Source organism: Pseudomonas brassicacearum (assembly GCF_003732265.1).
In the GTDB taxonomy this organism is placed as follows: Bacteria; Pseudomonadota; Gammaproteobacteria; order Pseudomonadales; family Pseudomonadaceae; genus Aquipseudomonas; species Aquipseudomonas brassicacearum_D.
In genome coordinates, this window is record NZ_MOBK01000002.1 from 563,370 (window position 1) to 589,574 (window position 26,205).

General features: G+C 61.2%; 23 protein-coding genes. 10 read left to right on the forward strand and 13 right to left on the reverse strand.

Annotation, left to right across the window (positions count from 1 at the left end; all coding sequences use genetic code 11):
• Positions 1–45: 45 nt before the first annotated feature.
• Entirely contained in the window at positions 46–1,497 is a 1,452-nt protein-coding gene (gene pyk, locus BK660_RS08820; protein ID WP_027922904.1) for a pyruvate kinase, read from the forward strand.
• A 198-nt stretch (positions 1,498–1,695) separates the two neighbouring features.
• Here pyk and BK660_RS08830 read toward each other — a convergent pair whose 3' ends face one another.
• From BK660_RS08830 to BK660_RS08840, 3 genes are all read right to left on the reverse strand, one after another.
• Positions 1,696–2,445 carry an enoyl-CoA hydratase-related protein gene (locus tag BK660_RS08830; protein WP_123432983.1) on the reverse strand — a complete coding sequence of 250 codons (750 nt, stop codon included), beginning with the start codon at positions 2,443–2,445 and terminating at the stop codon, positions 1,696–1,698.
• Positions 2,446–2,595: 150 nt separating this feature from the next.
• Entirely contained in the window at positions 2,596–3,531 is a 936-nt protein-coding gene (locus tag BK660_RS08835; protein WP_123432984.1) for an iron-sulfur-binding ferredoxin reductase, read from the reverse strand.
• Complete coding sequence (locus BK660_RS08840) at positions 3,524–4,630, reverse strand: GGDEF domain-containing protein (protein WP_123433027.1); 1,107 nt, start codon at positions 4,628–4,630, stop codon at positions 3,524–3,526. The genes BK660_RS08835 and BK660_RS08840 overlap by 8 nt, the downstream gene beginning before the upstream one ends.
• A 470-nt stretch (positions 4,631–5,100) precedes the next feature.
• Here BK660_RS08840 and BK660_RS08845 point away from each other — a divergent pair, with 470 nt between their 5' ends.
• The 5 genes from BK660_RS08845 to BK660_RS08865 all read left to right on the forward strand — a co-directional run bounded on the left by BK660_RS08845 (position 5,101) and on the right by BK660_RS08865 (position 12,449).
• Positions 5,101–6,624 carry a fumarate hydratase gene (locus tag BK660_RS08845; RefSeq protein WP_123432985.1) on the forward strand — a complete coding sequence of 508 codons (1,524 nt, stop codon included), beginning with the start codon at positions 5,101–5,103 and terminating at the stop codon, positions 6,622–6,624.
• 228 nt (positions 6,625–6,852) lie between these two features.
• The gene (locus BK660_RS08850) at positions 6,853–8,619 is read left to right on the forward strand and encodes a sensor histidine kinase (protein WP_123432986.1); all 1,767 of its coding nucleotides are present in this window, start codon (positions 6,853–6,855) and stop codon (positions 8,617–8,619) included.
• The gene (locus BK660_RS08855; RefSeq protein WP_123432987.1) at positions 8,613–9,947 is read left to right on the forward strand and encodes a sigma-54-dependent transcriptional regulator; all 1,335 of its coding nucleotides are present in this window, start codon (positions 8,613–8,615) and stop codon (positions 9,945–9,947) included. The genes BK660_RS08850 and BK660_RS08855 overlap by 7 nt, the downstream gene beginning before the upstream one ends.
• Positions 9,948–10,245: 298 nt before the next feature.
• On the forward strand, positions 10,246–11,565 hold the full coding sequence (locus BK660_RS08860) for an MFS transporter (RefSeq protein ID WP_123432988.1): 1,320 nt from the start codon (positions 10,246–10,248) through the stop codon (positions 11,563–11,565).
• 254 nt (positions 11,566–11,819) lie between these two features.
• Positions 11,820–12,449 carry a flavin reductase family protein gene (locus BK660_RS08865; RefSeq protein ID WP_123433028.1) on the forward strand — a complete coding sequence of 210 codons (630 nt, stop codon included), beginning with the start codon at positions 11,820–11,822 and terminating at the stop codon, positions 12,447–12,449.
• 1 nt (position 12,450) lies between these two features.
• Here the strand turns inward: BK660_RS08865 and BK660_RS08870 are convergent, their stop codons facing one another.
• Together BK660_RS08870 and BK660_RS08875 are read right to left on the reverse strand one after the other, a co-directional pair.
• A complete protein-coding gene (locus BK660_RS08870) occupies positions 12,451–12,681 on the reverse strand; it encodes a hypothetical protein (protein ID WP_123432989.1) in 231 nt (76 codons plus the stop codon).
• Between the two features lie 42 nt (positions 12,682–12,723).
• On the reverse strand, positions 12,724–13,077 hold the full coding sequence (locus BK660_RS08875) for an antibiotic biosynthesis monooxygenase family protein (protein WP_123432990.1): 354 nt from the start codon (positions 13,075–13,077) through the stop codon (positions 12,724–12,726).
• A gap of 335 nt (positions 13,078–13,412) precedes the next feature.
• On the opposite strand from BK660_RS08875, the gene BK660_RS08880 reads away from it, so the two are divergent.
• The gene (locus BK660_RS08880; RefSeq protein ID WP_123432991.1) at positions 13,413–14,342 is read left to right on the forward strand and encodes an AraC family transcriptional regulator; all 930 of its coding nucleotides are present in this window, start codon (positions 13,413–13,415) and stop codon (positions 14,340–14,342) included.
• A gap of 142 nt (positions 14,343–14,484) precedes the next feature.
• Here BK660_RS08880 and BK660_RS08885 read toward each other — a convergent pair whose 3' ends face one another.
• The 6 genes from BK660_RS08885 to BK660_RS08910 all read right to left on the reverse strand — a co-directional run bounded on the left by BK660_RS08885 (position 14,485) and on the right by BK660_RS08910 (position 21,926).
• On the reverse strand, positions 14,485–15,540 hold the full coding sequence (locus BK660_RS08885) for an ABC transporter ATP-binding protein (RefSeq protein ID WP_123432992.1): 1,056 nt from the start codon (positions 15,538–15,540) through the stop codon (positions 14,485–14,487).
• A gap of 18 nt (positions 15,541–15,558) precedes the next feature.
• Complete coding sequence (locus BK660_RS08890; RefSeq protein WP_123432993.1) at positions 15,559–16,407, reverse strand: ABC transporter permease; 849 nt, start codon at positions 16,405–16,407, stop codon at positions 15,559–15,561.
• On the reverse strand, positions 16,404–17,312 hold the full coding sequence (locus tag BK660_RS08895; protein WP_123432994.1) for an ABC transporter permease: 909 nt from the start codon (positions 17,310–17,312) through the stop codon (positions 16,404–16,406). Before BK660_RS08895 ends, BK660_RS08890 begins: the two co-directional genes overlap by 4 nt.
• 210 nt (positions 17,313–17,522) lie before the next feature.
• Positions 17,523–18,626: an ABC transporter substrate-binding protein gene (locus BK660_RS08900; protein WP_123432995.1), complete on the reverse strand. Its 1,104-nt coding sequence runs from the start codon at positions 18,624–18,626 to the stop codon at positions 17,523–17,525.
• 217 nt (positions 18,627–18,843) lie between these two features.
• Positions 18,844–20,292, reverse strand: coding sequence for an aldehyde dehydrogenase family protein (locus BK660_RS08905; protein WP_123432996.1), 1,449 nt, complete (start codon positions 20,290–20,292; stop codon positions 18,844–18,846).
• A complete protein-coding gene (locus tag BK660_RS08910) occupies positions 20,289–21,926 on the reverse strand; it encodes a 5-guanidino-2-oxopentanoate decarboxylase (protein ID WP_123432997.1) in 1,638 nt (545 codons plus the stop codon). Before BK660_RS08910 ends, BK660_RS08905 begins: the two co-directional genes overlap by 4 nt.
• Positions 21,927–22,087: 161 nt before the next feature.
• Between BK660_RS08910 and BK660_RS08915 the strand changes: the two genes are divergently transcribed.
• Positions 22,088–22,969, forward strand: coding sequence for a LysR substrate-binding domain-containing protein (locus BK660_RS08915; RefSeq protein ID WP_123432998.1), 882 nt, complete (start codon positions 22,088–22,090; stop codon positions 22,967–22,969).
• A 98-nt stretch (positions 22,970–23,067) separates the two neighbouring features.
• Here the strand turns inward: BK660_RS08915 and BK660_RS08920 are convergent, their stop codons facing one another.
• Together BK660_RS08920 and BK660_RS08925 are read right to left on the reverse strand one after the other, a co-directional pair.
• On the reverse strand, positions 23,068–23,682 hold the full coding sequence (locus tag BK660_RS08920; RefSeq protein WP_123432999.1) for an NAD(P)-dependent oxidoreductase: 615 nt from the start codon (positions 23,680–23,682) through the stop codon (positions 23,068–23,070).
• A gap of 200 nt (positions 23,683–23,882) precedes the next feature.
• Complete coding sequence (locus BK660_RS08925; RefSeq protein ID WP_123433000.1) at positions 23,883–24,770, reverse strand: MBL fold metallo-hydrolase; 888 nt, start codon at positions 24,768–24,770, stop codon at positions 23,883–23,885.
• 114 nt (positions 24,771–24,884) lie between these two features.
• On the opposite strand from BK660_RS08925, the gene BK660_RS08930 reads away from it, so the two are divergent.
• Entirely contained in the window at positions 24,885–25,790 is a 906-nt protein-coding gene (locus BK660_RS08930; RefSeq protein ID WP_221178645.1) for a LysR family transcriptional regulator, read from the forward strand.
• A 235-nt stretch (positions 25,791–26,025) separates the two neighbouring features.
• Positions 26,026–26,202 carry a hypothetical protein gene (locus tag BK660_RS32585; protein WP_170219114.1) on the forward strand — a complete coding sequence of 59 codons (177 nt, stop codon included), beginning with the start codon at positions 26,026–26,028 and terminating at the stop codon, positions 26,200–26,202.
• Positions 26,203–26,205 lie beyond the last annotated feature (3 nt).

Consider the following 26,205-nt stretch of genomic DNA (forward strand, 5'->3'; position numbering starts at 1 on the left):
AGATGATAGTAGCCTCACTCAGCGCTTGAACTCAGGAGTCTTTGCATGTCCGTCCGTCGTACCAAAATCGTCGCTACCCTTGGCCCGGCCAGTAACTCGCCGGAAGTTCTCGAACAGCTGATTCTGGCTGGCCTGGACGTCGCCCGCCTGAACTTCTCCCACGGCACCCCCGACGAGCACAAGGCTCGCGCGAAGCTGGTGCGTGACCTCGCCGCCAAGCACGGCCGTTTCGTTGCCCTGCTGGGCGACCTGCAAGGCCCGAAAATCCGTATCGCCAAATTCGCCAACAAGAAGATCGAGCTGAAGATCGGTGATCAATTCACCTTCTCCACCAGCCATCCTCTGACCGAAGGCAACCAGCAAGTGGTCGGCATCGACTACCCGGACCTGGTCAAGGATTGCGGCGTGGGCGACGAGCTGCTGCTCGACGACGGCCGCGTGGTGATGCGCGTCGATACCGCCACCGCCACCGAACTGAACTGCACCGTGCTGATCGGCGGTCCGCTGTCCGACCATAAAGGCATCAACCGTCGCGGTGGTGGCCTGACGGCTCCGGCCCTGACCGAGAAAGACAAGGCCGACATCAAGCTCGCCGCGGAAATGGAAGTCGATTACCTCGCCGTGTCCTTCCCGCGTGACGCTGCCGACATGGAATACGCCCGTCAACTGCGCGACGAGGCCGGCGGTACTGCCTGGCTGGTGGCGAAGATCGAACGTGCTGAAGCCGTGGCCGACGATGAAACCCTCGATGCGCTGATCCAGGCGTCCGACGCGGTCATGGTGGCCCGTGGTGACCTCGGTGTGGAAATCGGCGACGCCGAGCTGGTAGGCATTCAGAAAAAAATCATTCTGCACGCACGCCGCCACAACAAGGCTGTGATCGTGGCGACCCAGATGATGGAGTCGATGATCCAGAACCCGATGCCGACTCGCGCTGAAGTGTCCGACGTGGCCAACGCCGTGCTCGACTACACCGACGCTGTCATGCTCTCTGCCGAAAGTGCTGCCGGTCTGTACCCGCTGGAAGCTGTGCAGGCGATGGCGCGCATCTGCGTCGGCGCTGAAAAGCACCCGACCAGCAAGACCTCCAGCCACCGTATCGGCAAGGTCTTCGAAAGCTGCGACCAGAGCATCGCACTGGCGGCCATGTACACCGCCAACCACTTCCCGGGCGTGAAGGCGATCATCGCCCTGACCGAAAGTGGCTACACGCCGTTGATCATGTCGCGCATCCGTTCTTCGGTGCCGATCTACGCGTTTTCCCCGCACCGCGAAACCCAGGCCCGCGCGGCCATGTTCCGTGGCGTCTACACCGTACCGTTCGACCCGGCATCGCTGCCGCCTGAGCAAGTCAGCCAGGCCGCGATCGACGAGTTGCTCAAGCGCGGCGTCGTGGAGAAAGGCGACTGGGTCATCCTGACCAAGGGCGACAGCTACCACACCATCGGCGGCACCAACGGGATGAAAATCCTGCACGTTGGCGACCCGATGGTCTGAGTGACCGGTTGCTGAAAAACAAAAGCCCCGCCATGTGAATGGCGGGGCTTTTTGGTTTCTGGTCCTGAAAGTGTGGTGTCTGGGCTGACGCCTTCGCGAGCAAGCCCGCTCCCACATTTAAACGCATTCCCATGGGAGAACTCGGTTGAATGTGGGAGCTGGCTTGCTCGCGATGAGGCCGGCCCAGTCACCGCAGATTCAATGCCGTTTGATAAACCCGGTCAACGCCGCCAATGCTTCTGGCGAGCGCAGTCGCTGGGTGAACAACGCGCCCTCTTCTTCGATCACCTTGCGCAGCAATTCCCGGTCCGGCGCTTTCATCAATTGCTTGCTGATGCGCACCGCTTCCGGCGGCAACGATTCAAAGCGCAACGCCATGTCCCGCGCCTTGGCCAACGCTGCTTCGCCACTGCCCAACGCCTCGGTCGCAATCCCCCACGTCGCTGCTTGCTCCCCGCTGAAACCTTCGCCCAGCAACAACAACTCTGCTGCTTTGGCATGCCCAATCAAACGCGGCAAGATCAGGCTGGAGCCGAACTCTGGACACAACCCGAGGTTAACGAACGGCATCCTCAGGCGAGCATCACGGCTGACATACACCAGATCACAATGCAGCAGCATCGTCGTGCCAATACCCACCGCCGCACCCGCCACCGCAGCGATCACCGGTTTGCGGCACTCCAGCAAATTGAGCATGAAATGAAACACCGGGCTGTCGAGGTTGCCCGGCGGTTGCTGGATGAAGTCGGCAATGTCATTGCCAGCGGTGAAGCACTCGGCACTGCCGGCGATCAGCACGGCATTGATTTCAGGGTCGGTGTCGGCCTGCTTCAGCGCTTCGGCCAAGTGGCTGTACATGGCGCGGGTCAGGGCGTTTTTCTTTTCGGGGCGATTCAGGCGCAGCGTCAGCACACCGCGTTCGCGTTCAATCTGGATGGCATCGGTCATCACGAGTCCTGATCTGAGAGGTCAACTGTGGCGAGGGGGCTTGCCCCCGCTTGAGTGCGCAGCGCTCACACACTTTTGGGGCCGCTGCGCAGCCCAACGGGGGCAAGCCCCCTCGCCACAGCAAGCTCCCTCGCCACAAAAAATCAGCGTTCAACCACGAGGCAGGAACACATCAGCCAGCAGTTGATTGCGCGGCAAACCCGCGAGGTACAGGCGCCGGGAAAAGGCGTCGACACTGTCGGGGGCTCCGCAGACTAAGGCCAGGGTTTGCCGGGAGACAAGCCGCAGTTGCGCCAATGCCTGCGGCAACTCGGCCGGGGTCCAGCATTCGACGCCGAGGTTTTCACGGCCCTCGGCCATGGCTTGCAGGGGTTTGGCCAGGTAATGTTCGTCGGCGTCATGGGCAAGGTGAATGACGCGGATAGCCCCTTGATGATCCTGGCGCAGTGCTTCGCGCAACACGCCAAACAGCGGTCCCAAACCGGTGCCGGCGGCCAACAGCCACAGGGGTCGGGTGTGCCAGTCCGGATCGTAATGCAAGGCCCCGCCGCGCAGTTCACCGAGGCGGATCGGGTCGCCGATTTTCAGCTGACGGGCCGCGTCGCTGAATGCCCCCGGCTGGCGGCAATCAAGGTGAAACTCCAGAACGCGGTCTTCTTCCGGCAGGCTGGCCAGGGAATAAGGTCGCGCCACATTGCCCGCCCACAACACCAGATGTTGCCCGGCGCTGTATCGCAGCGGACGCTCGGGGGTCAGGCGTAAACGCAACACGCTTGCGCTCAACCAATCCACGGCGGCCACTTCGGCCGGGCGACCGTCCTGTTGCGGGTCGAAGGTGTGCACTTGCAGGTCTTCGACCACCTGGCACTGGCATGCCAGGCGCCAGCCTTGTTGGCGCTGCTCGGCGCTCAAGGCATCCGGGCGGCTGTCGCTCGGCAAGCCTTGCACACATTGCACCAGGCAGGCATGGCAACTGCCAGCGCGGCAACTGTAGGGCACCGGCACGTCGTTTTGATTCAAGGCATCGAGCAGGTTGCTGCCGGTTGCCACCGTAAAGTGGCGCTCGCCGACGCGTAACTCAGGCATCGACGTTCTCCCAGGCCGCCGCGCAGCGGTTGCGCCCGTCACGCTTGGCGCGATAAAGCGCCTGATCCGCGCGTTGCAAGGCGTCGTCGAGATCGTCGCCCAGTTCCAGCAACGTCATGCCCGCCGACAAACTGAGATGGGCGACATTGAGGCCGATCAACTCGACATCGGTGAAGGCGATGCGCAACCGTTCACAGCACGCGGTCAGGCGCTCGGCATCGCAATCGGGCACCAGCACCACGAATTCTTCACCGCCATAACGCGCCAGCACATCACCATCGCGCAGGCACGCCGTTGCGACGCCGGCGAAGGCTTGCAAGACCTGATCGCCCGCCGCATGGCCGTGCACATCGTTGATGCGTTTGAAGTGGTCGAGGTCGATCAGCGCCAGGCCATGCATCACGCCGGCGTCCATGGCGTTGAGTTCGCGGGAGGCCAGGCGCAGGAAATGGCGGCGGTTGAACAGCCCGGTGAGTTCGTCGGTGGCGACCAGGTCTTCGAGCTGGCGCATCATCCCGCGCAGCGTGTCCTGGTGCGCTTGCAAGGCGAAGCGCCGTTGCCGCATGCGTTGACGCGACGCCTGGACATAACGGGCGTAGAGCACCAGCCAGATCAATACGATAAACAGCACAGACACTTGCAACCCGGCCAGCGCCGGGTCGGGCAGCTGAAAGTGGTAGCCCTCCCACAGCGTGATTGCACTGAAACTGAAAAACACCAGCAGCGCACATCGCACTAACGCTCGACGCGACAAATGAAACAGCCCGAACAGCAGGATCAGCACGTAGAACACCAGGAACGCGCCGCGTGCTTCATCCAGATTGGCGATCAGCCACGTTTGCCAGCCCAGCCCCATCAGCACTTGCACTTCGGTCAGGCTGGGGTCGGAAAAACGCAGGTTGCAGCCGCTGTAAAACACCACGAACAACGCCGCCTGGCTGATGACCACCAGGGCCGTACCGACGGCCACGCTGGCCACGGGTTCGTCGTAATGTCCGGTGAAAAACGCCAGCCACAGCAGCATCAAGGCCAAGGCGTACGTGCCGGCTGCAAGGGCAAAGCGTTTGAGTAAAAGCCGTTGGATGGCGTTATGGGTCAATCGTTGACTCACCATGCGAAAGGAGGCTGTTTGAGTGTCCTACTCTACAGGCCGACTGCCACTTTAGTGGCGAGCCGGACAAATGACCATTCAATTTTCGGGGCAAAAAACTGGCGTCAAAAGCATGGCCCTGAATGGTATAAAACCTGTGATGGGGGGATTGCCTGTGGCGAGGGGGCTTGCCCCCGTTCGGCTGCGAAGCAGTCGCAAAATCTATGCATACGGTTTTAATGACATTTTCAGGTGGCAGATTTTTGGGGACTGCTACGCAGTCCAACGGGGGCAAGCCCCCTCGCCACAAGATTGACTGCCGGCGCGTGTACCCGCCCGCGAGGCGCGGTATACTGCCGCGCCTTTTTAGCGTCGCGCCAGCAGCCCCGGCGTGCCTTGAAAGGTGCTTGCAACCGACCGATGCACCCAAGCTGCAAGCACCTTATTGAATGTTCCCGTCTTTTAGAGGAGCGCGACTCATGACCGTGATCAAGCAAGACGACCTGATTCAGAGCGTTGCCGACGCCCTGCAGTTCATTTCCTATTACCACCCCGTTGACTTCATCCAGGCGATGCACGAAGCCTACCTGCGTGAAGAATCGCCGGCCGCCCGCGACTCCATCGCGCAAATCCTGATCAACTCGCGCATGTGTGCCACCGGCCACCGCCCGATCTGCCAGGACACCGGCATCGTCACCGTGTTCGTTCGCGTGGGCATGGACGTACGCTGGGATGGCGCCACCATGGGCCTGGACGACATGATCAACGAAGGCGTGCGCCGGGCTTACAACCTGCCGGAAAACGTTCTGCGTGCCTCGATCCTCGCCGACCCGGCGGGCGCTCGTAAAAACACCAAGGACAACACCCCGGCCGTTATCCACTACTCCATCGTTCCGGGTAACACCGTGGAAGTGGACGTGGCAGCCAAGGGCGGCGGTTCCGAGAACAAGTCGAAAATGGCCATGCTCAACCCGTCCGACTCGATCGTCGACTGGGTATTGAAGACCGTTCCGACCATGGGCGCCGGCTGGTGCCCACCGGGCATGCTCGGCATCGGCATCGGCGGCACCGCCGAGAAAGCCGCTGTCATGGCCAAGGAAGTGTTGATGGAATCCATCGACATTCACGAGCTGAAAGCGCGTGGCCCACAGAACCGTCTCGAAGAGATGCGCCTGGAGCTGTTCGAGAAGGTCAACCAACTGGGCATCGGCGCCCAGGGCCTGGGTGGCCTGACCACCGTGCTCGACGTGAAAATCATGGATTACCCGACCCACGCAGCCTCGCTGCCGGTGTGCATGATCCCGAACTGCGCCGCCACCCGTCACGCGCACTTCGTGCTCGACGGTTCCGGCCCGGCCTCGCTGGAAGCGCCACCGCTGGACGCCTACCCGGAAATCGTCTGGGAAGCCGGCCCGTCGGCTCGTCGCGTCAATCTCGACACCCTGACCCCGGAAGACGTGCAGAGCTGGAAGCCGGGCGAAACCGTTCTGCTCAACGGCAAGATGCTCACCGGTCGCGACGCCGCGCACAAGCGCATGGTCGAGATGCTGAACAAGGGTGAAACCCTGCCAGTGGACCTGAAAGGTCGCTTCATCTACTACGTCGGCCCGGTTGATCCGGTGCGCGAAGAAGTGGTGGGCCCTGCCGGTCCGACCACCGCCACGCGGATGGACAAGTTCACCCGTCAGATCCTCGAGCAAACCGGCCTGCTGGGCATGATCGGCAAATCCGAGCGCGGCCCGACCGCGATCGAAGCGATCAAGGACCACAAGGCTGTTTACCTGATGGCAGTCGGCGGCGCGGCATACCTGGTGGCGCAAGCCATCAAGAAGTCCCGCGTTGTTGCTTTCGCCGAGCTGGGGATGGAAGCCATCTACGAGTTCGACGTGAAAGACATGCCAGTGACGGTTGCGGTTGATAGCAAAGGCGAGTCGGTACACATCACCGGTCCTGCGATCTGGCAGAAGAAGATCAGTGAAAGTCTGGCAGTAGAAGTGCAGTAAGCGCTTCAAGCTGCTGATAAGGCCGGGGCCTCTTACAGAGGACCCGGCCTTTTTTTCAGCCAAGTTTTTAATGTCATATTGTGTTTAGCAAATCGGTCGAAAAATCGGCATAGCCTCAAAATACTTGATTGAACGAAGCAGCATGAAAGGTGCTACCCAGGCGTGGCTCATGATTTCAGGCTCTCCGTGCTATCGTGCGCGCCCGTATTGCTAACTGTTTCCGACACCATGTTTGCTCGTTCGCGCACATTACGCCTGACGCTGTACACCGTGCTGATCGTTGCAGGTGCCGCACTGGCCGCCGGATTTGCCCTGCGCCACACCGAACGCCAGGCCCTGGTTGAAGACGCCGCCCGAGCCAATCAGCAACTGGCGTTGTACGCCAACTCCCTGCACACCCTAATCGACCGCTACCGCGCCCTGCCCGCCGTGCTCGCGCTGGACCCGCAATTGCGCGCCGCCCTCAACGGCACGGTATCGCCTGAGCAGCAGGACGCACTGAATCGCAAGCTGGAAAAAATCAACGGTGCCGCGCAATCCTCGACCCTCGAACTGCTCGACCGCACCGGCCTCGCCGTGGCCGCCAGCAATTGGCGGTTGCCCAGCAGTTATGTCGGTCACAACTACGGCTTTCGCCCCTACTTCAGCGAGACCCGCACCCAAGGCACCGGGCGCTTTTATGCGGTGGGCGTGACCAGTGGTATTCCGGGGTATTTCCTGTCCAGCGCGGTCACGGGCGACAACGGCGAATTTCTCGGCGCGATGGTGGTCAAGCTCGAGTTTCCGGAACTGGAACGCGAATGGCGTCAAGGCAGCGACACGCTGCTGGTCAGTGACGCACGCGGGATCATCTTCATCGCCAACCAGCCGGGCTGGCGTTATCGCTTGTTGAAACCGTTGAACGACAACGATCACGCCGAACTCAAGGTCACCCGCCAATACGACAAACAACCGCTGACGCCGCTGGAGTTTCAATCCCTGCGCCGCTTCGACGACAACAGCGATCTGGCGCGGGTGGTCGGCCCTGACGGCACGGCGGATTACCTGTGGGAATCGCTGCCGCTGGCCACCGAAGGCTGGACGCTGCACCTGTTGCGTCGCCCGCAGGTCGCGTTCGAAGACAGTCGCAATGCTGCGCTGGCCGCTGCCGGATTATGGCTGGCGCTGGTGTTTCTGTTGCTGTTCCTCAATCAGCGCTGGCGCCTGGCGAAAATGCGCCAGCGCAGCCGCGAAGAGCTTGAGCAACTGGTGGAAGAACGCACCCGCGACCTGCGCACCGCTCAGGACGGGCTGGTGCAATCGGCCAAGCTTGCGGCGCTCGGCCAGATGTCGGCGGCCCTCGCCCATGAAATCAACCAGCCATTGACCGCCCAGCGCATGCAGTTGGCCACCTTGCGCCTGCTGCTCGATCACGGTCGGGTCGACGACGCCTACAAGGCGCTGAAACCGGTGGATGACATGCTGACACGCATGGCCGCCCTCACCGGTCACCTGAAAACCTTCGCCCGCAAAAGCCCCAGCGGCCTGCGCGAACGACTGGACCTGGCGGCGGTGGTTGACCAATCGCTGCAGTTGCTCGACGCGCGCCTGCGGGATGAACAGGTCAGCACGGTGCTGCACCTGACGCGTCCGGCGTGGGTGCGCGGCGATGCGATTCGCCTGGAGCAGGTGCTGATCAACCTGCTGCGCAACGCCCTCGATGCCATGCACGACAAGCCCTGCAAACGCCTGGAAATCCGCCTCGAAGCCGACGAGCAACTGTGGCGCCTGACGGTCAGCGACAACGGTGGCGGCATCGCCGAAGAACACCTGCCGAACGTGTTCGATCCGTTCTTCACCACCAAACCGGTGGGCGATGGCCTGGGCTTGGGTCTGGCGGTATCGTTTGCCATCGCTCACGAAGCGGGCGGACGCCTGAGTGCCGACAACCACGCCAACGGCGCGGTGTTCACCCTGACCTTGCCCATCGACCTGGAGGCGCCTGCCGCATGCTGAATTCCGTGATGGTGGTCGACGACGAAAGCAGCATTCGCAGCGCCGTCGAACAATGGCTGAGCCTGTCGGGTTTCGAGGTGCAGTTATTCAGCCGCGCCGATGAGTGCCTGGCGCAATTGCCTGCGCACTTTCCCGGGGTGATCCTCAGCGATGTGCGCATGCCCGGCATGACCGGGCTGGAGTTGCTGGCCGAAGTTCAGCGTCGCGATGCGGACTTGCCGGTGATTTTGTTGACCGGCCACGGCGATGTGCCGATGGCGGTCGAAGCGATGCGCGATGGTGCGTATGACTTTCTCGAGAAACCCTTCAGTCCGGAAACCCTGCTGAGCAGTTTGCGCAGGGCGTTGGACAAGCGTCGGCTGGTCCTGGAAAACCGCGCCTTGCACGAACAGGCCGACAACCGCGCCAAACTCGACGCCACCCTGCTCGGCGTGTCCCGTGGCTTGCAGACGCTGCGTCGGCAAGTGCTGGACCTGGCGGCGTTGCCGGTCAACGTGTTGATCCGCGGTGAAACCGGCAGCGGCAAAGAGCTGGTCGCCCGTTGCCTGCACGACTTTGGGCCGCGGGCCGACAAGCCGTTTGTGGCGCTTAATTGCGCGGCGATTCCCGAGCAGTTGTTCGAGGCTGAGTTGTTTGGCCATGAAAGCGGCGCGTTCACCGGCGCGACGGGTAAACGCATCGGCAAGCTTGAATACGCCGATGGCGGCACGCTGTTTCTCGATGAGATCGAAAGCATGCCGCTGGCCCAGCAGGTGAAATTGCTGCGGGTGTTGCAGGAGCAGAAGCTTGAGCGCCTGGGGTCGAACCAGAGTATTCGCGTGGATTTGCGGATCATTGCCGCGACCAAGCCGGACCTGCTGGATGAGGCGCGGGCCGGGCGTTTTCGTGAGGATTTGGCGTATCGCTTGAACGTCGCCGAGTTGCGGCTGCCGCCGCTGCGTGATCGGCGCGAAGACATTCCGTTGTTGTTCGAATCGTTTGCACAGCAGGCCGCCGAGCGATTGGGCCGGACCTTTCCACCGTTGACCGGCTCGCAGTTGAGTCATCTGCTGAGCCACGACTGGCCGGGCAATGTGCGCGAGCTGGCGAACGTTGCCGAACGGCAAGTGCTGGGGCTGGGTGAACCGGAACCGGTGGGAATTGATCCGGGGCAGTCGCTGGCGGCGCAGCAGGAAGCGTTCGAGGCGCATTGCCTGCGCGCGGCATTGACCCGGCACAAGGGTGATGTGAAAGCGGTGCTTGAAGAACTGCAACTGCCGCGCCGGACCTTTAATGAAAAGATGCAGCGGCATGGGTTGAGTCGGGAGATGTTCCTGACTGACAGCTGATTTTTGCAGTGTCCGGACTGGCCTCTTCGCGAGCAAGCCCGCTCCCACATTTGAATTGTGTACACCGGACCACTGTGGGAGCGGGCTTGCTCGCGAAGGGGCCGGTAAAGGCAACACATCAAATGGCCCATAAGCAATTTTCCGCTCACACCCAATCCAGCATAAGCGGATTTCCGCTCACCCAGCCTTCAAAACCCCTCTAAACCGCCCCTCTCCCCCTTGGCACACCTCCTGCTATAGCCCCCACAGGCTGCGTTTCAACGCGCTCCACAAAAACAATTAAACGAAGGATCCTTCAATGGATAACTCCAACGCCCTGCCCCTTGGGTCGGCTGCCGTGCCCGCCAAAGAAAGAACCACCTCCAGCCGCATCAAGTCGATCTTCAGCGGCTCCGTCGGCAATATGGTCGAGTGGTACGACTGGTACGTCTACGCCGCCTTCTCCCTGTACTTCGCCAAGGCCTTTTTCCCCAAAGGCGACACCACCGCCCAACTGCTGAACACCGCCGCGATCTTCGCCGTGGGCTTCCTGATGCGCCCGATCGGTGGCTGGCTGATGGGCCTCTACGCCGACAAGGCCGGCCGCAAGAAAGCGCTGATGGCTTCGGTGTACCTGATGTGTTTCGGCTCGCTGCTGATCGCCCTGAGCCCGGGTTATGAAACCATTGGCATCGGCGCACCGATCCTGCTGATTTTCGCCCGTCTGCTGCAAGGCCTGTCGGTCGGTGGCGAGTACGGCACCTCGGCGACTTACCTCAGCGAGATGGCGACCAAGGATCGTCGCGGTTTCTACTCCAGCTTCCAGTACGTGACCCTGATCTCCGGCCAGCTCATCGCCCTGGCGGTACTGATCGTGCTGCAACAAACCCTGACCACCGAACAACTGTACGATTGGGGCTGGCGCATCCCGTTCGCCATCGGCGCACTGTGTGCCGTGGTCGCGCTGTACCTGCGTCGTGGCATGGAAGAAACCGAGTCGTTCACCAAGAAAGAGAAGGCCAAGGAAAGCGCGATGCGCACCTTACTGCGCCATCCCAAGGAACTGATGACCGTGGTCGGCCTGACCATGGGCGGCACCCTGGCGTTCTACACCTACACCACCTACATGCAGAAATACCTGGTGAACACGGTCGGCATGAGCATCTCCGACTCCACCACGATTTCCGCGGCGACGCTGTTCCTGTTCATGTGCCTGCAACCGCTGGTAGGCGGCTTGTCGGATAAGGTCGGTCGCCGGCCGATCCTGATTGCCTTCGGCATCCTGGGGACGCTGTTCACCGTGCCGATCCTGACCACCCTGCACACCGTTCAGACCTGGTGGGGCGCGTTCTTCCTGATCATGGCGGCGCTGATCATCGTCAGCGGCTACACCTCGATCAACGCGGTGGTGAAAGCCGAGCTGTTCCCGACTGAAATTCGGGCACTGGGGGTTGGTTTGCCATATGCCCTGACCGTGTCGATTTTCGGCGGCACCGCTGAATACATCGCGCTGTGGTTCAAGAGCATCGGCATGGAAACCGGGTATTACTGGTATGTCACGGCGTGTATTGCGGTGTCGTTGCTGGTGTATGTGACCATGAAAGACACCCGCAAGCATTCGCGGATCGAGACGGACTGACCTCTAGATTGATAGTGGCTTTACTGGCCCCATCGCGAGCAGGCTCACTCCTACAGTGACCGGGTTCTTTCATGAGAATGCGGTCCACTGTGGGAGTGAGCCTGCTCGCGATAGCGGTGTATCAGTCACATGGATGCTGGATGACACACCGCTATCGCGAGCAGGCTCACTCCTACATTGAATTCTCTTTGCTGGAAATTATCGGCTCGTCCTTGCACCATGGTCGTCTCACAAGCGCACCTGGATTGCACCTCATGCCCGACGACATCCACTACTACGAACCCGCCAACGGTCACGGCCTGCCCCACGACCCATTCAACGCCATCGTCGGCCCGCGCCCTATCGGCTGGATTTCCTCGCAAGATGCCAACGGCCGCTTGAACCTGGCGCCGTACAGTTTCTTCAACGCGTTCAACTACATTCCACCGATCATTGGTTTTTCCAGTGTCGGGCGCAAAGACAGCCTGAATAACATCGAACAGACCGGCGAGTTCGCCTGGAACCTCGCCACTCGCCCATTGGCCGAGCAGATGAACCAGAGCTGTGCGATGGTCGGGCCAGACGTGAATGAATTCGAGCTGTCCGGGTTAACCCCCGCCGCCTCGACCATCATTCAGGTGCCACGGGTCGCTGAAAGCCCGGTGTCCTTTGAGTGCAAGGTCACGCAGATCATCCAGTTGCAGCGCGCGGACGGGAATGTGGTGCCGAGCTGGCTGATTCTCGGCGAAGTGGTCGCCGTGCATATCGCCAAATGGCTGTTGAAGGATGGCGTCTACGACACCGCCGCGGCAGAACCGATTCTGCGCGGCGGCGGGCCGGCGGACTATTTTCAGCTGGGGCCAGAGGCGTTGTTCAAGATGTATCGCCCGGGAGCGAAGAGGTAACTCACCACAACAGGTCGGTGTTTTCCTTGACGTCCTTGAGGCGGGTCAGCTCTTTGGCGGCGGCTTCATCGGCTTCATGGGCGGTCTTGAAGATCTGGTCTTCGAGGACCTTGTGGAAACGCGGTGCGCCCCCGCCACCCAAGGCTTTGACGGCGATGGCGGCGTGGTATCCACCTTCACCCGGTACTACTGCGGAAACGGCTTCGAAGTGATCAAAGGCTTTACGTGCCATGTCGCGGAATCCTGGCTGGTTGAGAATGCGCTCATTAAACCCTCAACCCGCCATTTTGTGTACCCACGACCGGGTCTGACCCAGCGCCTGGGCAGCCGACACTTCCTTGAAGGTGTGGAAATCCAGGCTGTTGACCACCAGGTCCTGCACCAACTCGGCAAACACTTCCATCGCCGGGGTGCTGAAGTACGCGGTCATGGCCTGCTGGTTGATCCAGAAACCGGACACCAGCCACAACTCGGCATCGCATTGCGATTGTTGCAGGGCAAAGCTCAGGCAACCCGGTGCATTGCGCGTCGGCTCGATCAGGGCGCTCAGGCGCGCACCGAGTTCCACCGAACGCCCGGCGTGGGCACGGACAAAAGCCATATGACTGACGGGGATCTGCGTAGACATGTTCAACCCTCCCAGGTACTCGAGTGGCAGCCGTGGGACGGGCTGCGACAGGATCAAAGGTTAATCGCGCACCCGCCAGCGCGGTTAGTCGATTCCTGCCGGCTTGTTGCACAATCCTGCGCGCGTCGCAAAAAACCTCTACCACCCGGCAAAAGGCTTTCAGGTCAATGAAAACGGGCTTTCAAGCAAGTTTTACGGGGGCTGCCCACTGCTAGAGGCGCCGTTAAATCACCCCGTGCAGAATCAGGCAAGGTTGAGGCAGGATGTGTCTACCGCTTCGTCTTGCACAAACATAAGCTGAGCCCATTATCCACGCCCCACCGAGGATGCCTTGCATGTCGTCGCTCGATCATTTTCAAGCCCCGCTGGATGCCGAGATGGAGAAACAGCGCGCGGAACTGGCCGCGATCATCCGTCGCTATACAACCGATGATGGCAATTATGCGACCGCCGTCGGCTCATTGTTCATGGCCAAACACAGCCAGTCCCACGACTTTGCCCCGGTACTCGCGCAACCGGCGTTGTGCATCATGGCGCAGGGGCGCAAAGAGGTGCGGCTGGCGGACGAATACTTCAATTACGACCCGCTGCATTACCTGGTAGTGTCGGTCTCGATGCCCCTGAGCGGACGGATCGTCAACGTCACCTCTGAAGAACCGATCCTTTCGGTGCGGCTGGACATCGACCCTGCGGAAATCAGCGCGCTGATTGCCGATGCCGGACCTTTAGGTGTGCCGACCCGCCCCACCGGCCGTGGCCTGTATGTCGAGCGGGTCGACAGCGCCATGCTCGACGCCGTGTTGCGTCTGGCACGTTTGCTCGACACGCCGAAAGACATCGCCATGCTCGCGCCGCTGATTCGTCGGGAGATTCTTTATCGGTTGTTGCGCAGCCCGCAGGGGCATCGGCTGTATGAGATTGCGATTGCCAATAGCCAGAGCCATCGCATCAGTCAGGCGATCCAATGGCTGAACGGCAACTATGAGCAGCCGCTGCGTATTGATGATCTGGCGAAAGAGGTGAACCTCAGCGTGTCGACGTTGCATCACCGGTTCAAGGCGATGACGGCGATGAGTCCGTTGCAGTATCAGAAGCAGCTGCGGTTGCAGGAAGCGCGGCGGTTGATGCTGGCCGAGGGGTTGGAGGCGTCGGCGGCGGGGTATCGGGTGGGGTATGAAAGCCCTTCGCAGTTCAGCCGCGAATACAGCCGGTTGTTTGGGGCACCGCCGTTGCGGGATTTGGCGCGGTTGCGGTTGTCGGTCTGATCTGACTTTGCGGTGTGGCTACGGACGCCTTCGCGAGCAAGCCCGCTCCCACATTTGACCGAGTTCTCTCAGGAGAATGCGGTAGAAATGTGGGAGCGGGCTTGCTCGCGAAGAGGCCATCAAGGCCAACATCAAATCCGGATCAGGCCCCCAACACGCGGCACGCCTCAGCCGGCAACGTCACCGACACCGGGTTGCCAATGCTCAACCCAAACCCCTGGCACGGCGTGCTCAGCGCCGTGAACGACACCCCGGAACACTCCACGGTCGTTTCAATCGTCGCGCCGATATCACGCACGAACGTCACCGTGCCCAGTAACCGGTTCCCCGCCGTCGCCTGCGGGTGCGACAGTTGCAGGTCTTCCGGGCGAATCAGCATCTTCACTTTCTCGCCGACCACAATGCTGCTGCAGATCGGCACTTCCAGTGCATCGCCACCCGGCAGACCGACCTTGCCATTGCCCAGCGCCGTGGCCGGGAAGATGTTGCCGGAACCGATAAAGTCCGCGACAAATTCGTTGGCCGGGTGGCGGTAGATTTCAATCGGCGTGCCGACCTGTTGCACGCGGTGCTCGCCCAGTACCACGACGATATCGGCCATGGTCATGGCCTCACGTTGATCGTGGGTCACCATGATCGTGGTGATGTTCAGGCGCTGTTGCAGCTGACGGATTTCCACTTGCATCGATTCACGCAGCTTGGCGTCCAGCGCCGACAGCGGCTCGTCCAGCAGGAGGATTTTTGGCCGCGAAGCAATCGCCCGGGCAATCGCCACGCGCTGACGCTGACCGCCGGAGAGTTTGGCCACCGGGCGATCAATCATTTCCTGCAGCTGAATCAGCTCCAGCAACTCCACCACTCGCGCCTGCTGATCAGCCTTGCTGACGCCACGCAATTTCAGTGGATAAGCGATGTTCTCCCCCACCGTCATGTGCGGGAACAAGGCCAGCGATTGAAACACCATGCCGAAATTGCGCTCGTGCGCCGGGGTGTGGCCGATGTCTACGCCGTCCAGGCGAATTTCGCCACCGGTCAGGGTTTCGAGGCCGGCAATCATGCGCAGCAACGTGGTTTTACCGCAGCCCGACGGGCCGAGAAAACACACCAGTTTGCCTTCCGGCAAATGCAGGTTTACATCCTTTACCGCGCAGGCCGAGCCGTAGTGTTTCTCGACGTTTTCCAGAATCAGACCAGACATGTGAATCACCTCAAGAAATCAGAACGAAACGCCACCTTCACCAACCAGCTTCTCCAGCGCCCAGATCAGGACGAAGTCGATCAGCACGATCAGCACGGCAAACGAGAAAACGGTAGGGTCGAGCGAAGACACGGTGCGGCTGTACATCCAGATCGGCACGGTCATGACGTCGATGGTGTAGAGGAAGTAGGTTACGGTGAATTCGTTGAACGAAACGATGAACGCCAGCAGCGCACCCGCCAGGATCCCCGACTTCATCAACGGCACCACCACATCGACAATCGCCCGGGTCGGCGAAGCACCGAGCATTTGCGCGGCCTCCTCGACTTCGCTGCCGATGGACAGCATCGCCGCGGTGCAGTTTTTCACCACGAACGGCAGTGCCAGAATCACGTGGGCAATCACCAGCCGCGAGGTGGTCATCTGGAACGGCAGGCTGTCGAACACCAGCAGCAACGCCAGGCCCAACACCACCATCGGAAACACCAACGGCAACGACATCAGTTGCAGCGCCACGGCTTTGCCACGGAACTCGCAACGGGTCAGTGCATAAGACGCCGGCACCGCGATGATCGTGGCGAAGACCATGGTCAGGCACGCGACCATCAGGCTGGTGGTCATGGCTTTGCCCAGGCTCAGCACGTCGTTGCCGTCCGGCGAGACGAAGGTGTGCCAGGCGGCCTTGTACCATTGCAGGCTGTAGCTGCTCGGCGGAAAGTCGAGGTTCGACGAACCGCTGAACGACATCACGATCATGGTCAGGATCGGCAACACCGCCAGCAGCAGGATGAAGCCCGAGAGGATGCCGGCGAACTTGCCGGTTTCGCCCGGCAGCAGCCCATAACGTTTCTTGGTCAGGGTACTCATTGCGAAGCCTCCAGCATGCGCCGACGGCGGCCAGTGATGTATTCGGACAAGGTCATGATCGCGAGCGTGGTGACAATCAGCACCACACCGGCAGCAGACGCGGCGGGCCAGTTCATCAGCGGGGCGATCTGGTCATGGACCATCACCGCCAGCATCGGCACGCGTCGACCACCGAGCAGCAACGGCACGACGAAGCTGCTGGCGTTGTAGGCGAACACCAACGTCGCGCCGGTGATGATCCCCGGCATGCTCATCGGCAACACCACCTGGCGGAACACCTGGAAGCGACTGGCGCCCAGGGTCGCGGCGGCTTCTTCGTAAGTACGGGCGACGCCGCGCATGGCGCTGGCGATGGGCAGCACAGCGAGCGGGAACGCGGTTTGCACCAGGCCCATCAATACGCCGTTCTGGTTGTAGAGCAGCATGATCGGACGCTTGATCAGACCGAGGCCCATCAGCGCCTGATTGAGCATGCCGCCCGGGCCGAGGATCACCAGCCAGCCGTAGCTTTGCAGCAGCAGATTGACCAGCAACGGCAACAGCACCGCGGCGAGGAACACGCGGCGCACGAACGGTGAGGTCAGGCGCGACATGGTGTAGGCCACCGGAATCGCCAGGACCACGGCGATCGCTGCGCTGATCAGTGCCAGACGCAAGGTCAGCAGCAAGGATTTGAGGTAATACGGTTCGAGCAATTGGGCGTAACTGGCCAGGCTGAACCCGGTCCATTCCGCGCCTTTGGTGCCCACGCTCATGCGCAGGACCAGCAGGCTGGCGGCGATCAGCACACCCATAAACAGCATCGACGGCGACAGGAAAAACCAGGCGCGGGTCGTCGGCGAAACACCCCGGCGGGCACGCACGGGGTCGACGCTTACCGGATGAGTCAGAGGTTGGTGTTCCATAGCAAAGGTCTCGTCAATGGAAAGCAGCTGACCAACACAAGACCTGAGGCAACGCCGGTCTAGTGTGGGAGCGGGCTTGCTCGCGAAGGGGCCGTGTCAGGCGACATCAATGTTGAATGTCACACCGCATTCGCGAGCAAGTCGAAACGTCGAACCGCCACTCCCACATTTTGATTTGTGGTGCTCTCAGGGCTTGTGGTCATCACTCAATCAGGAAGAAAAGATTTCCGTGTAGCGACGAATCCATTGGTCATGCACGGTGGCCAGGAAGGCGTTGTCGTGCATGATCGCCTTCTCGGCAATCTGCTCTGGCGTGAGGATGAACGGGCTCTTGCGCGCTTCGGCGGAGATGATCGCCTTGGAGTTGACCGGGCCGTTGTAGATGTCTTCAGCCATCTTGCCCTGCACCAGCGGGTCCAGAGAGTGGTTGATGAAGGCGTACGCCATGTCGGTGTCGCCCGGACGGTTCTTCGGCATCACCGACTGCATCAAGTCGGTGTAGAAACCTTCCTTCATGCCAAAGGTTGCACTCAAGCCGTAAGCCGGATCGCGAATCTGTTTCGGGAAGAACGCCGGTGCGTACAGGCCGCCCATGTCCAGGGAACCGGTGCGGAACAGTTCGGCGATCTGGTTCGGGTTTTCACCCAGGGTGACCACGCGGTCTTTCAGCTCGGCGAGTTTCTTGAAGCCTGGCTCAATGTTGTGTTCGTCACCACCGGCCAGTTTGGCGGCGATGATGATCAGGTCCATGGCCTCGGTCCAGTTTGGCGGCGGCAGGAAGATGTTCGGTGCCAGTTCTGGGTTCCACAGGTCGGCGTAGCTGGTCGGTGCTTCTTTCTGGGTACGGGTGCTGTAGACCAGGCTGTTGCACCAGAGCAGGTAACCGATACCGTGGCCATTGGCGCCGGTGCGGTATTTTTCCGGTACGTCGACCAGGTTCGGAATGCGGTTGAGGTCGGGTTTTTCCAACAGGTTGGCGGCGGCCAGACCTTCGGCACCGACGCCGGCCAGGGTGATGACGTCGTATTGCGGACGATCACCGCCAGCCTTGAGCTTGGCGACCATTTCCGAGGTACTGCCGGTGCGGTCAGCGATAACCTTGCAGCCGTACTTGTCTTCGAAAGTCGCAGCGATGTTGCGCAGGGCTGCCAGGCCAGTGTCATCGGACCAGGTCAGCAAACGCAGGGTCTTGCCTGCAAAGCGTGTGTCGCTGGCATTGGCCTTGATGAACGGCATGCTCATGGCGGCCGCTGCAACCGAGGCTACGCCCACGGTCTTGATGAATTGACGTCTGTTCAGATCATGTTCGCCCATTACGGACTCCCTTTGTTTTTGTAGGTATAAGGCAGGTCGAAACTGTTGCATCCGCGCGACCGGATCAGCATTAACCCCCGTATTTTCGGGGGTTTGGCTGAGCCAGCAAGTTCATCCTGAGGTCGTGTAAAACACCTGACTATCGATAAAAACTCATTGAAGCCATGACGCCAGCGCATGCCTCCTTACGAGGCATGCGTTGACCTTTTTCGTGCCTTCAGACGGCTCGAATCACGTGTTTGATTTCCTGGAAAGCCTGCAAGCCCCACGGCCCTAACTCGCGGCCAATGCTGCTCTGTTTGTAGCCACCCCAAGCGGTCTGCGGGAAGATTACCTGCGGCGCGTTGATCCACACCAGCCCCGCCTGCAAAGCGTTGGCGACCCGATCAGCAGCCTCGGCGTTGCGCGTCACCACGCTGGCCACCAGGCCGAACTGGCTGTCGTTGGCCAGGGCAATCGCCTCGGCTTCGGTGGCAAAACTGCGCACGCAGATCACCGGGCCGAAAATCTCTTCACACCACAGCGCACTGTCGAGGGGCACTTCGGTGAAAATTGTCGGCTGCAAAAAATAACCGCGCGGAAGGTCGGCCGGACGATTGCCGCCACAGATCAACTTGGCGCCGGCACTCAAACCACGATCGATGTGGCCCAGCACGCGCTGGTATTGCGCCTGATTGACCAGCGCGCCCATCTCCACTGCCGGGTCGAACGGGTCGGCCACGCGAATGGCCTCGGCGCGCGCCTTCAGACGCAGCAGGAATTCATCAGCCAGTTCATCGGCGACCAGCACGCGGCTGGTGGCGGAGCACATTTGCCCGGCGTTGAAGAAACCGCCGCCACAGGCCACTTCCACCGCCAGATCAAGGTCAGCATCGGCCAGCACCAGCAGCGACGATTTACCGCCCAGTTCCAGGCTCACGCCTTTGACGGTTTCCGCTGCGCGCTGCATGACCTGCACGCCCACCGGGTTGCTGCCGGTGAAGGAAATCTTGGCGATGCGCGGGTCCGCCGACAGTGGCGCGCCAACGGCCAGACCGGTGCCGCACACCAGATTGAACACGCCGGCCGGCAAACCGGCTTGGGCGATGATCGACGCCAGCTCCAGTTCCGGCAGCGGTGTCACTTCCGAAGGCTTGAGCACCACGCAGCAACCGGCGGCCAGGGCCGGGGCAAGTTTCCACGCGGTGGTGACCATCGGAAAATTCCACGGCACGATCAGGCCGACCACACCGGCCGGTTCGCGGCGCAGGCGCGCGCTGAAATCTTCGCTCGGCAATTCAACGGTGCTGTCTTGCTTGGCGTCGAGGCCTTCGGCCAGACCGGCGTAATACTCGAACGTCGCGATCACGTCGTCGACATCGATGGCCGCTTCGAACAATGGTTTGCCGTTGTTGCTCGATTGCAAATGCATCAGTTGCTCACGACCGGCCTGCACACCAGCAGCGATTTTGCGCAGGATCGCGCCGCGCTCGGCACCGGTGGTTTTCGACCAGGCGGCGAAAGCGTGGGTGGCCGCGCTCACCGCGTGATCGACAGACTGTGCGTCGCCGCCATTGACCGTGGTCAACAAGGCTTCGGTCGCCGGGTTGATCACGCGCAAGTGTTCGTTGCCGGCCGACCATTGGCCATTGATGAACAGACCGTCGAGGATGGTCGGAAAACTCATTTTGACACCGCCTTCATCCACTGGGTCTGATCGATTTCAATCAAGGTCGGGCCTTGGCGATCCGCCGCAGCACGCAGCGCCGTGCGCAGTTGCTCGACGCCGCTGATGGCTTCGGCTGCACAGCCCAATGCCTTGGCCACACCGATGAAGTCCGGGGTGTAGATGTCCACGCCGACCGGCTCGATGGCGCGGTTGACCATGTATTTCTTGATCTCTTCGTAGCCTTGGTTATTCCACAGCAGCACGATCACCGGGGTGCGCGCTTCAACGGCGCTGGCCAGTTCCGGCAGGGTGAATTGCAGGCCGCCGTCGCCGATCAGGCACACCACCGGAGGACGCGAACCGCCTTCGACGCTGCCGCCGAGCCAGGCGCCAATCGCCGCCGGCAAGGCGTAACCCAGGGTGCCGTAACCGGTGGACGAGTTGAACCAGCGACGCGGGCGCTCGGGGTTGAAGGTCAGGTTGCCGGTGTACACAGGCTGGGTCGAATCACCGACGAACACCGCGTCTGGCAGTTCGTGCAGGACGGTTTCGAGGAAGCGCGTTTGCGCCAGGGTCGGGGCATCCCAGGTCTCGGTCAGTGCTTCACGCAAACGGGCGGCACGCACCTGGCCCCAATCATTGGCGCGCTCGGCCAGGGACTTGTGCGACAGCGCGCTCAGCAATGCCTGGGCAGCGTTGCGCGAGTCGGACACCAGCGCCACGTGCGGCGGGTAGTTGCGCACGGTCTGGTCCGGGTCGATGTCCACGCGCAGCAGTTGGCCCGGAATCTCGAAACCACCGGCGAAGGTGACGTCGTAGTCGGTCTCGGCCAGCTCGGTGCCGATTGCCAGTACCACGTCGGCTTCGGCCACCAGTGCGCGGGTCGCGACCAGGCTCTGGGTCGAACCGATCAGCAGCGGGTGATTGGACTCGAGCATGCCTTTGGCGTTGATGGTCAGGGCCACCGGCGCGTCCAGCAGTTCGGCCAGTTCAGTCAGTTCAGCGGCGGCATCGATGGCACCGCCACCGGCGAGAATCAGCGGACGCTTGGCGCCGGCCAGCAACTCGGTCATGCGCGAAACGGCGGTCGGCGATGCACCGGCGCGATCGATGTTTACCGGTACGCTGCTGAGCAGGTCGTCGGCTTCTTCAACCAGCACGTCCAACGGAATTTCGATGTGCACCGGACGCGGACGGCCGGCCTGGAACAGCGCGAAGGCACGGGCCAGAACGCCCGGCAACTCGGACGCCGACATCAGGGTGTGGGAGAACGCTGCGACACCGGCGACCAACGCGCCCTGGTTCGGCAGTTCATGCAGCTTGCCGCGACCGCCACCCAACTGGCTGCGCGATTGCACGCTGGAGATCACCAGCATCGGGATCGAATCGGCGTAAGCCTGGCCCATCGCGGTGGTGATGTTGGTCATGCCAGGGCCGGTGATGATGAAGCACACACCCGGTTTGCCGCTGGTGCGGGCATAACCGTCGGCCATGAAACCGGCGCCCTGTTCGTGACGCGGAGTGACGTGGTTGATGCTCGAACGGGCCAGCCCGCGATACAGCTCCACGGTGTGAACCCCGGGAATGCCGAACACCTGCTCAACCCCGTAATCTTCGAGTAACTTGACCAATACTTCGCCGCACGTCGCCATTGTGTTTTGCCCTTCTTGTTCGTTTGAGACGCCGGGCCTGCGCAGTGTTTATGATGAGTGGGCAGGTCCAGGGATGGCCTCATTGGAACGGGCGACACGTAGCCGCAACAATGGATAAAAAGTCATACTAGCCATGTCCTCACGTCATACCTTGGATCCCAATGAAACGACTGCCTCCCCTGCCGGCGCTGCACACTTTTCTGATTACCGCGCAGTGCTGCAACTTCACCCGGGCCGCCGAACAGCTGCACATCACCCAAGGCGCGGTGAGTCGGCAGATCGCCGGGCTCGAAGATCACCTCGGTTATGAACTGTTCATCCGCCAGGCTCGCGGCCTCGACCTGACAGCCGAAGGACGGGAATGGCTGCCACGGGTGCAGCAGATTTTCGGCTTGATCGATGAGGCCGTGGAGCAGATCGGCGAGAAGCGCGAAACCTTGCAACTCAAGGCCCCGACCTGCGTGATGCGCTGGTTGTTGCCGCGTCTTTTGCAGTGGCAACGGGAGCGTCCGGACGTACCGGTGGAGCTGACCACCACGGTCAAGCACGGCGTGGATTTTCATCGGGAGCAGTTCGATGCGGCGGTGATGTACGGCGTGCCACCAGACAGCACGTTGGCCTCGCAACGCCTGTTTGAAGAAATATTGACACCGGTCTGTTCCAAACCGCTGCTTGAAGGCCCTGTGCCGTTGCAGACCCCGGAAGACCTCCAGCGGCACATGCTGCTGCACCCCACCCGTGATGAGCGGGACTGGAAAGCCTGGCTGGCCACGGCCAATGTCCGGCTGAACAATGTCAGCAAGGGTCAGCATTTCGAAACGCTGGATTTGGCGATGTCGATGGCGTCACAGGGGACGGGCGTGGCGATTGGCGACTGGTCGTTGATTGGCGATGACTTGAGCGCCGGGCGGCTGGTCATGCCGTTTGAATTGAAGGTGAAGACCGGGCTGGCGTATTACCTGGTATTGCCGCACAAGCCCGCACCTTCGCCGAAGTTGCAGGAATTGTTGGGGTGGTTGGTCGAGCAGGCTCAGAGCCGCTGAAAAGCTTCGCGAGCAAGCCCGCTCCCACATTTGATTTTTGTCACACTGGAGATCAAATGTGGGAGCGGGCTTGCTCGCGAATGGTTTAAGCCGCGCTATCAATACCCGACCGTAAACCGCTGGCGGGCGTGCTTCGGCACTTCCACTTCATCGATCATCGCAATCGCATAATCGGCAAACGTGATCCAGCTGCGCCCTTCTCGGCTTACCAGCAGATCATCGTGGCCAATGCGGAACACCCCCGTGCGCTCGCCTTCGACAAACTCCGCCGAGGGTGACACGAAGGTCCAGTCCAGTTCCTGTTCCTGACGCAGGTTCTCAAGGAACAAAGCACCGGCACCCGCCTCGACTTTGTACGCTTCGGGAAAGCCCTCGCTGTCGATCACGCGGGTTCCATCCGGCAGCAACAAGGAGCCGGCACCGCCGACCACCAGCAGACGCTTCACCCCGGACTTTTTCACCGGCCCGATCACGGCAGCGGCGGGGAGTGTCGAGAAATGCGCGGCACTGATGACCACGTCATGACCCGCCACAGCGGCTTGCAATGCTTCGCCATCAAGGGCATCGACATTCTGGCTGACCACACCGGCACGCTGACCGATCTTCGACGTGTCGCGGGCAATGGCGGTGACGCTGTGACCACGACGCAGGGCTTCTTCCAGCAATTGGCTGCCGGCACGGCCAGTGGCCCCGATGATTGCAATTTTGCTCATGACGTTCTCCAGTTGGATACAGCTGTGGTGCGCAGATTGTTTGACCAGTGAAGCTTTTGTGGCGAGGGAGCTTGCTCCCGCTCGGCTGCGAAGCAGTCGCAAAACCTCGGCATACGGTGTGACTGAAAGAATGTGAGGGAGCGCTGCGCACTCCAGCGGGAGCAAGCTCCCTCGCCACAGGGAAACCTATCCTCCTGAACTCATTCACCCCACTTCATCTCGCCCTTGGCGACTTTGGCGCTCAGCTCCAGCGAGCTTTCATCACCCAGCGTCGGGAAGCGTTTTTTCATCGCGGCGATCAGTGCGGCGGAATCCTTGGCCTTGGCGGTTTCTTCGTCGAACGCCTTGATGTAATCCGCGGTGAACTTCACAGCCGCCAACGAGCGAGCGCTCTCACCGAGGTAATGACCCGGCACGATGGTGTTCGGTTTCAAGGTTTCGATGGAGTGCAGCGTAGTCAACCAATCGGCGTGAGATTGCGCGGTTTGCGTGTCGGCCATCCAGACATGGATGTTTTCTGCCACGACCACCCCGCCGACGACCGCTTTGATCGAAGGAATCCAGACGAAGGTGCGATCCGGCTGTTTGCCTTCCAGCCCCACCACCTGCAACTTCTGCCCTTCGAGAATCAGGCTGTCGCCCTTGAGCACGCCGGGCACGATGGTTTTCGCCGGCACGTCAGCCCCCATTTTCGGGCCCCAGAACGCCAGTTTGTCGTCGACGGTGTGCTTGATGTGATCCACGGTCGGCTGCGAGGCCAGTACTTTGGCGTTGGGAAACGCGGCAGTCAGAGTGTCGAGGCCGAAGTAGTAATCCGGGTCACCGTGGCTGATGTAAATGGTGGTCAGTTGCCTGCCGCTGGCTCGGATTTTCTCGACCACTTGTTCGGCCTGGGACTTACCGAACTGCGCGTCCACCAGAATCGCCTCCTTCTCGCCACTGACCAGCACCGACGTCACCGGGAAGATCGCCTTGTCGCCGGGGTTGTAGACATCCAGGGTCAGGGTCGAGGCCGCCGCTGCATGAGCCGCGAAGCCGAGGGCGGCGGTGGCCAGCAAAATACGCTTGAGGGTGGTGAAACCGATCATCTGTTGCTCCGTAATCCGAATGCCGTGCTTGGCGATGGGAGGGAGCTTAGTTGCATGACTCAGTACAAAAAATGCGATGCTTGAACATAGTTTGTTTCTGAAAGCGGGCAAATCATGGATCGTCTTCAAGCAATGCGCGTATTCGTCACGGTGGTCGACCTCGGCAGCCAGTCGGCCGCCGCCGATCACCTGGACCTGTCACGGCCGGTGGTTTCACGCTATCTGGCGGAACTGGAGGACTGGGTCGGTGCCCGGCTGATGCACCGTACAACGCGCAAGTTGAGCCTGACCGCTGCCGGCACCGAGATGCTGCCCCGCTGTCGGCAGATGCTCGAGTTGTCCACTGACATGCAAGCCGCCGTCAGCGAGCCGGACGACGCACCGCGCGGGTTGCTGCGCATCAGTGTCAGCACTTCGTTTGGCCAGGCGCAACTGGCGGACGCCATGGCGGCCTACGTCAAACGTTACCCCGGCGTCAGCATTGATCTGCAGATGCTCGACCGCACCGTGAACCTGGTGGATGAGCGCATCGATCTGGCGATCCGCACCAGCAACGACCTGGACCCGAACCTGATCGCCCGACGGCTGACGGTGTGTCGCTCGGTGATCTGCGCCTCCCCTGCCTATTTGCGCGAACATCCAGCGCCGCAACGGGTGGAGGACCTGAGCCAGCACAATTGCCTGACCCATTCCTACTTCGGCAAAAGCCTTTGGCATTTCGAGGAAGACGGCGAACCGGTCTCGGTGCCGGTGCAGGGCAACATCAGCGCCAACGAAGCCAGCACCTTGCTGCGCGCAACCATCGCCGGCGCCGGGGTGGCGATGCTGCCGAGTTATCAGGCGGGTGTGCATATTCACAGCGGCGAACTGGTCCGCCTGCTGCCCCAGGCTGAACCCCGGCAGATGAACATCTACGCGGTGTATGCGTCACGCAAACACATGCCGGCGGCGCTGCGCAGCCTGCTGGATTTTCTGGTGCTCAGATTCCCCGAAGAACCTGCCTGGGATGTCGGCCTGTAAACCCGATCAAATGTGGGAGCGGCGGTGCGACGGTTCGACTTGCTCGCGAATGCGGTATGACATTAAGCAATGATGTCGACTGACACGGCCTCTTCGCGAGCAAGCCCGCTCCCACAGGGGGAACATCAGTGTTCTGAATACCGAGGTAAATGCGATGCCGCATTAGTGGCAACTCACCCGCGCTGACCTATGCTCAAAGTAATACCCGAGGGTATTTCGTTCAGAGGTCCACGCCATGAACATCAAAACAAGAAGATACCTCACCATTTTCATCACCTGCGCGGTGACGCTGGCGCTGTATGGCACCGCGGCCTGGCGGGTCGAGCAGGCACGGCAACTGCCCCGCGAATTTGCCAGCTGCAATTTCGAGCGCTGCATTCCCCACAACGCGACCCTCAACGCCCTGCGGTGACGA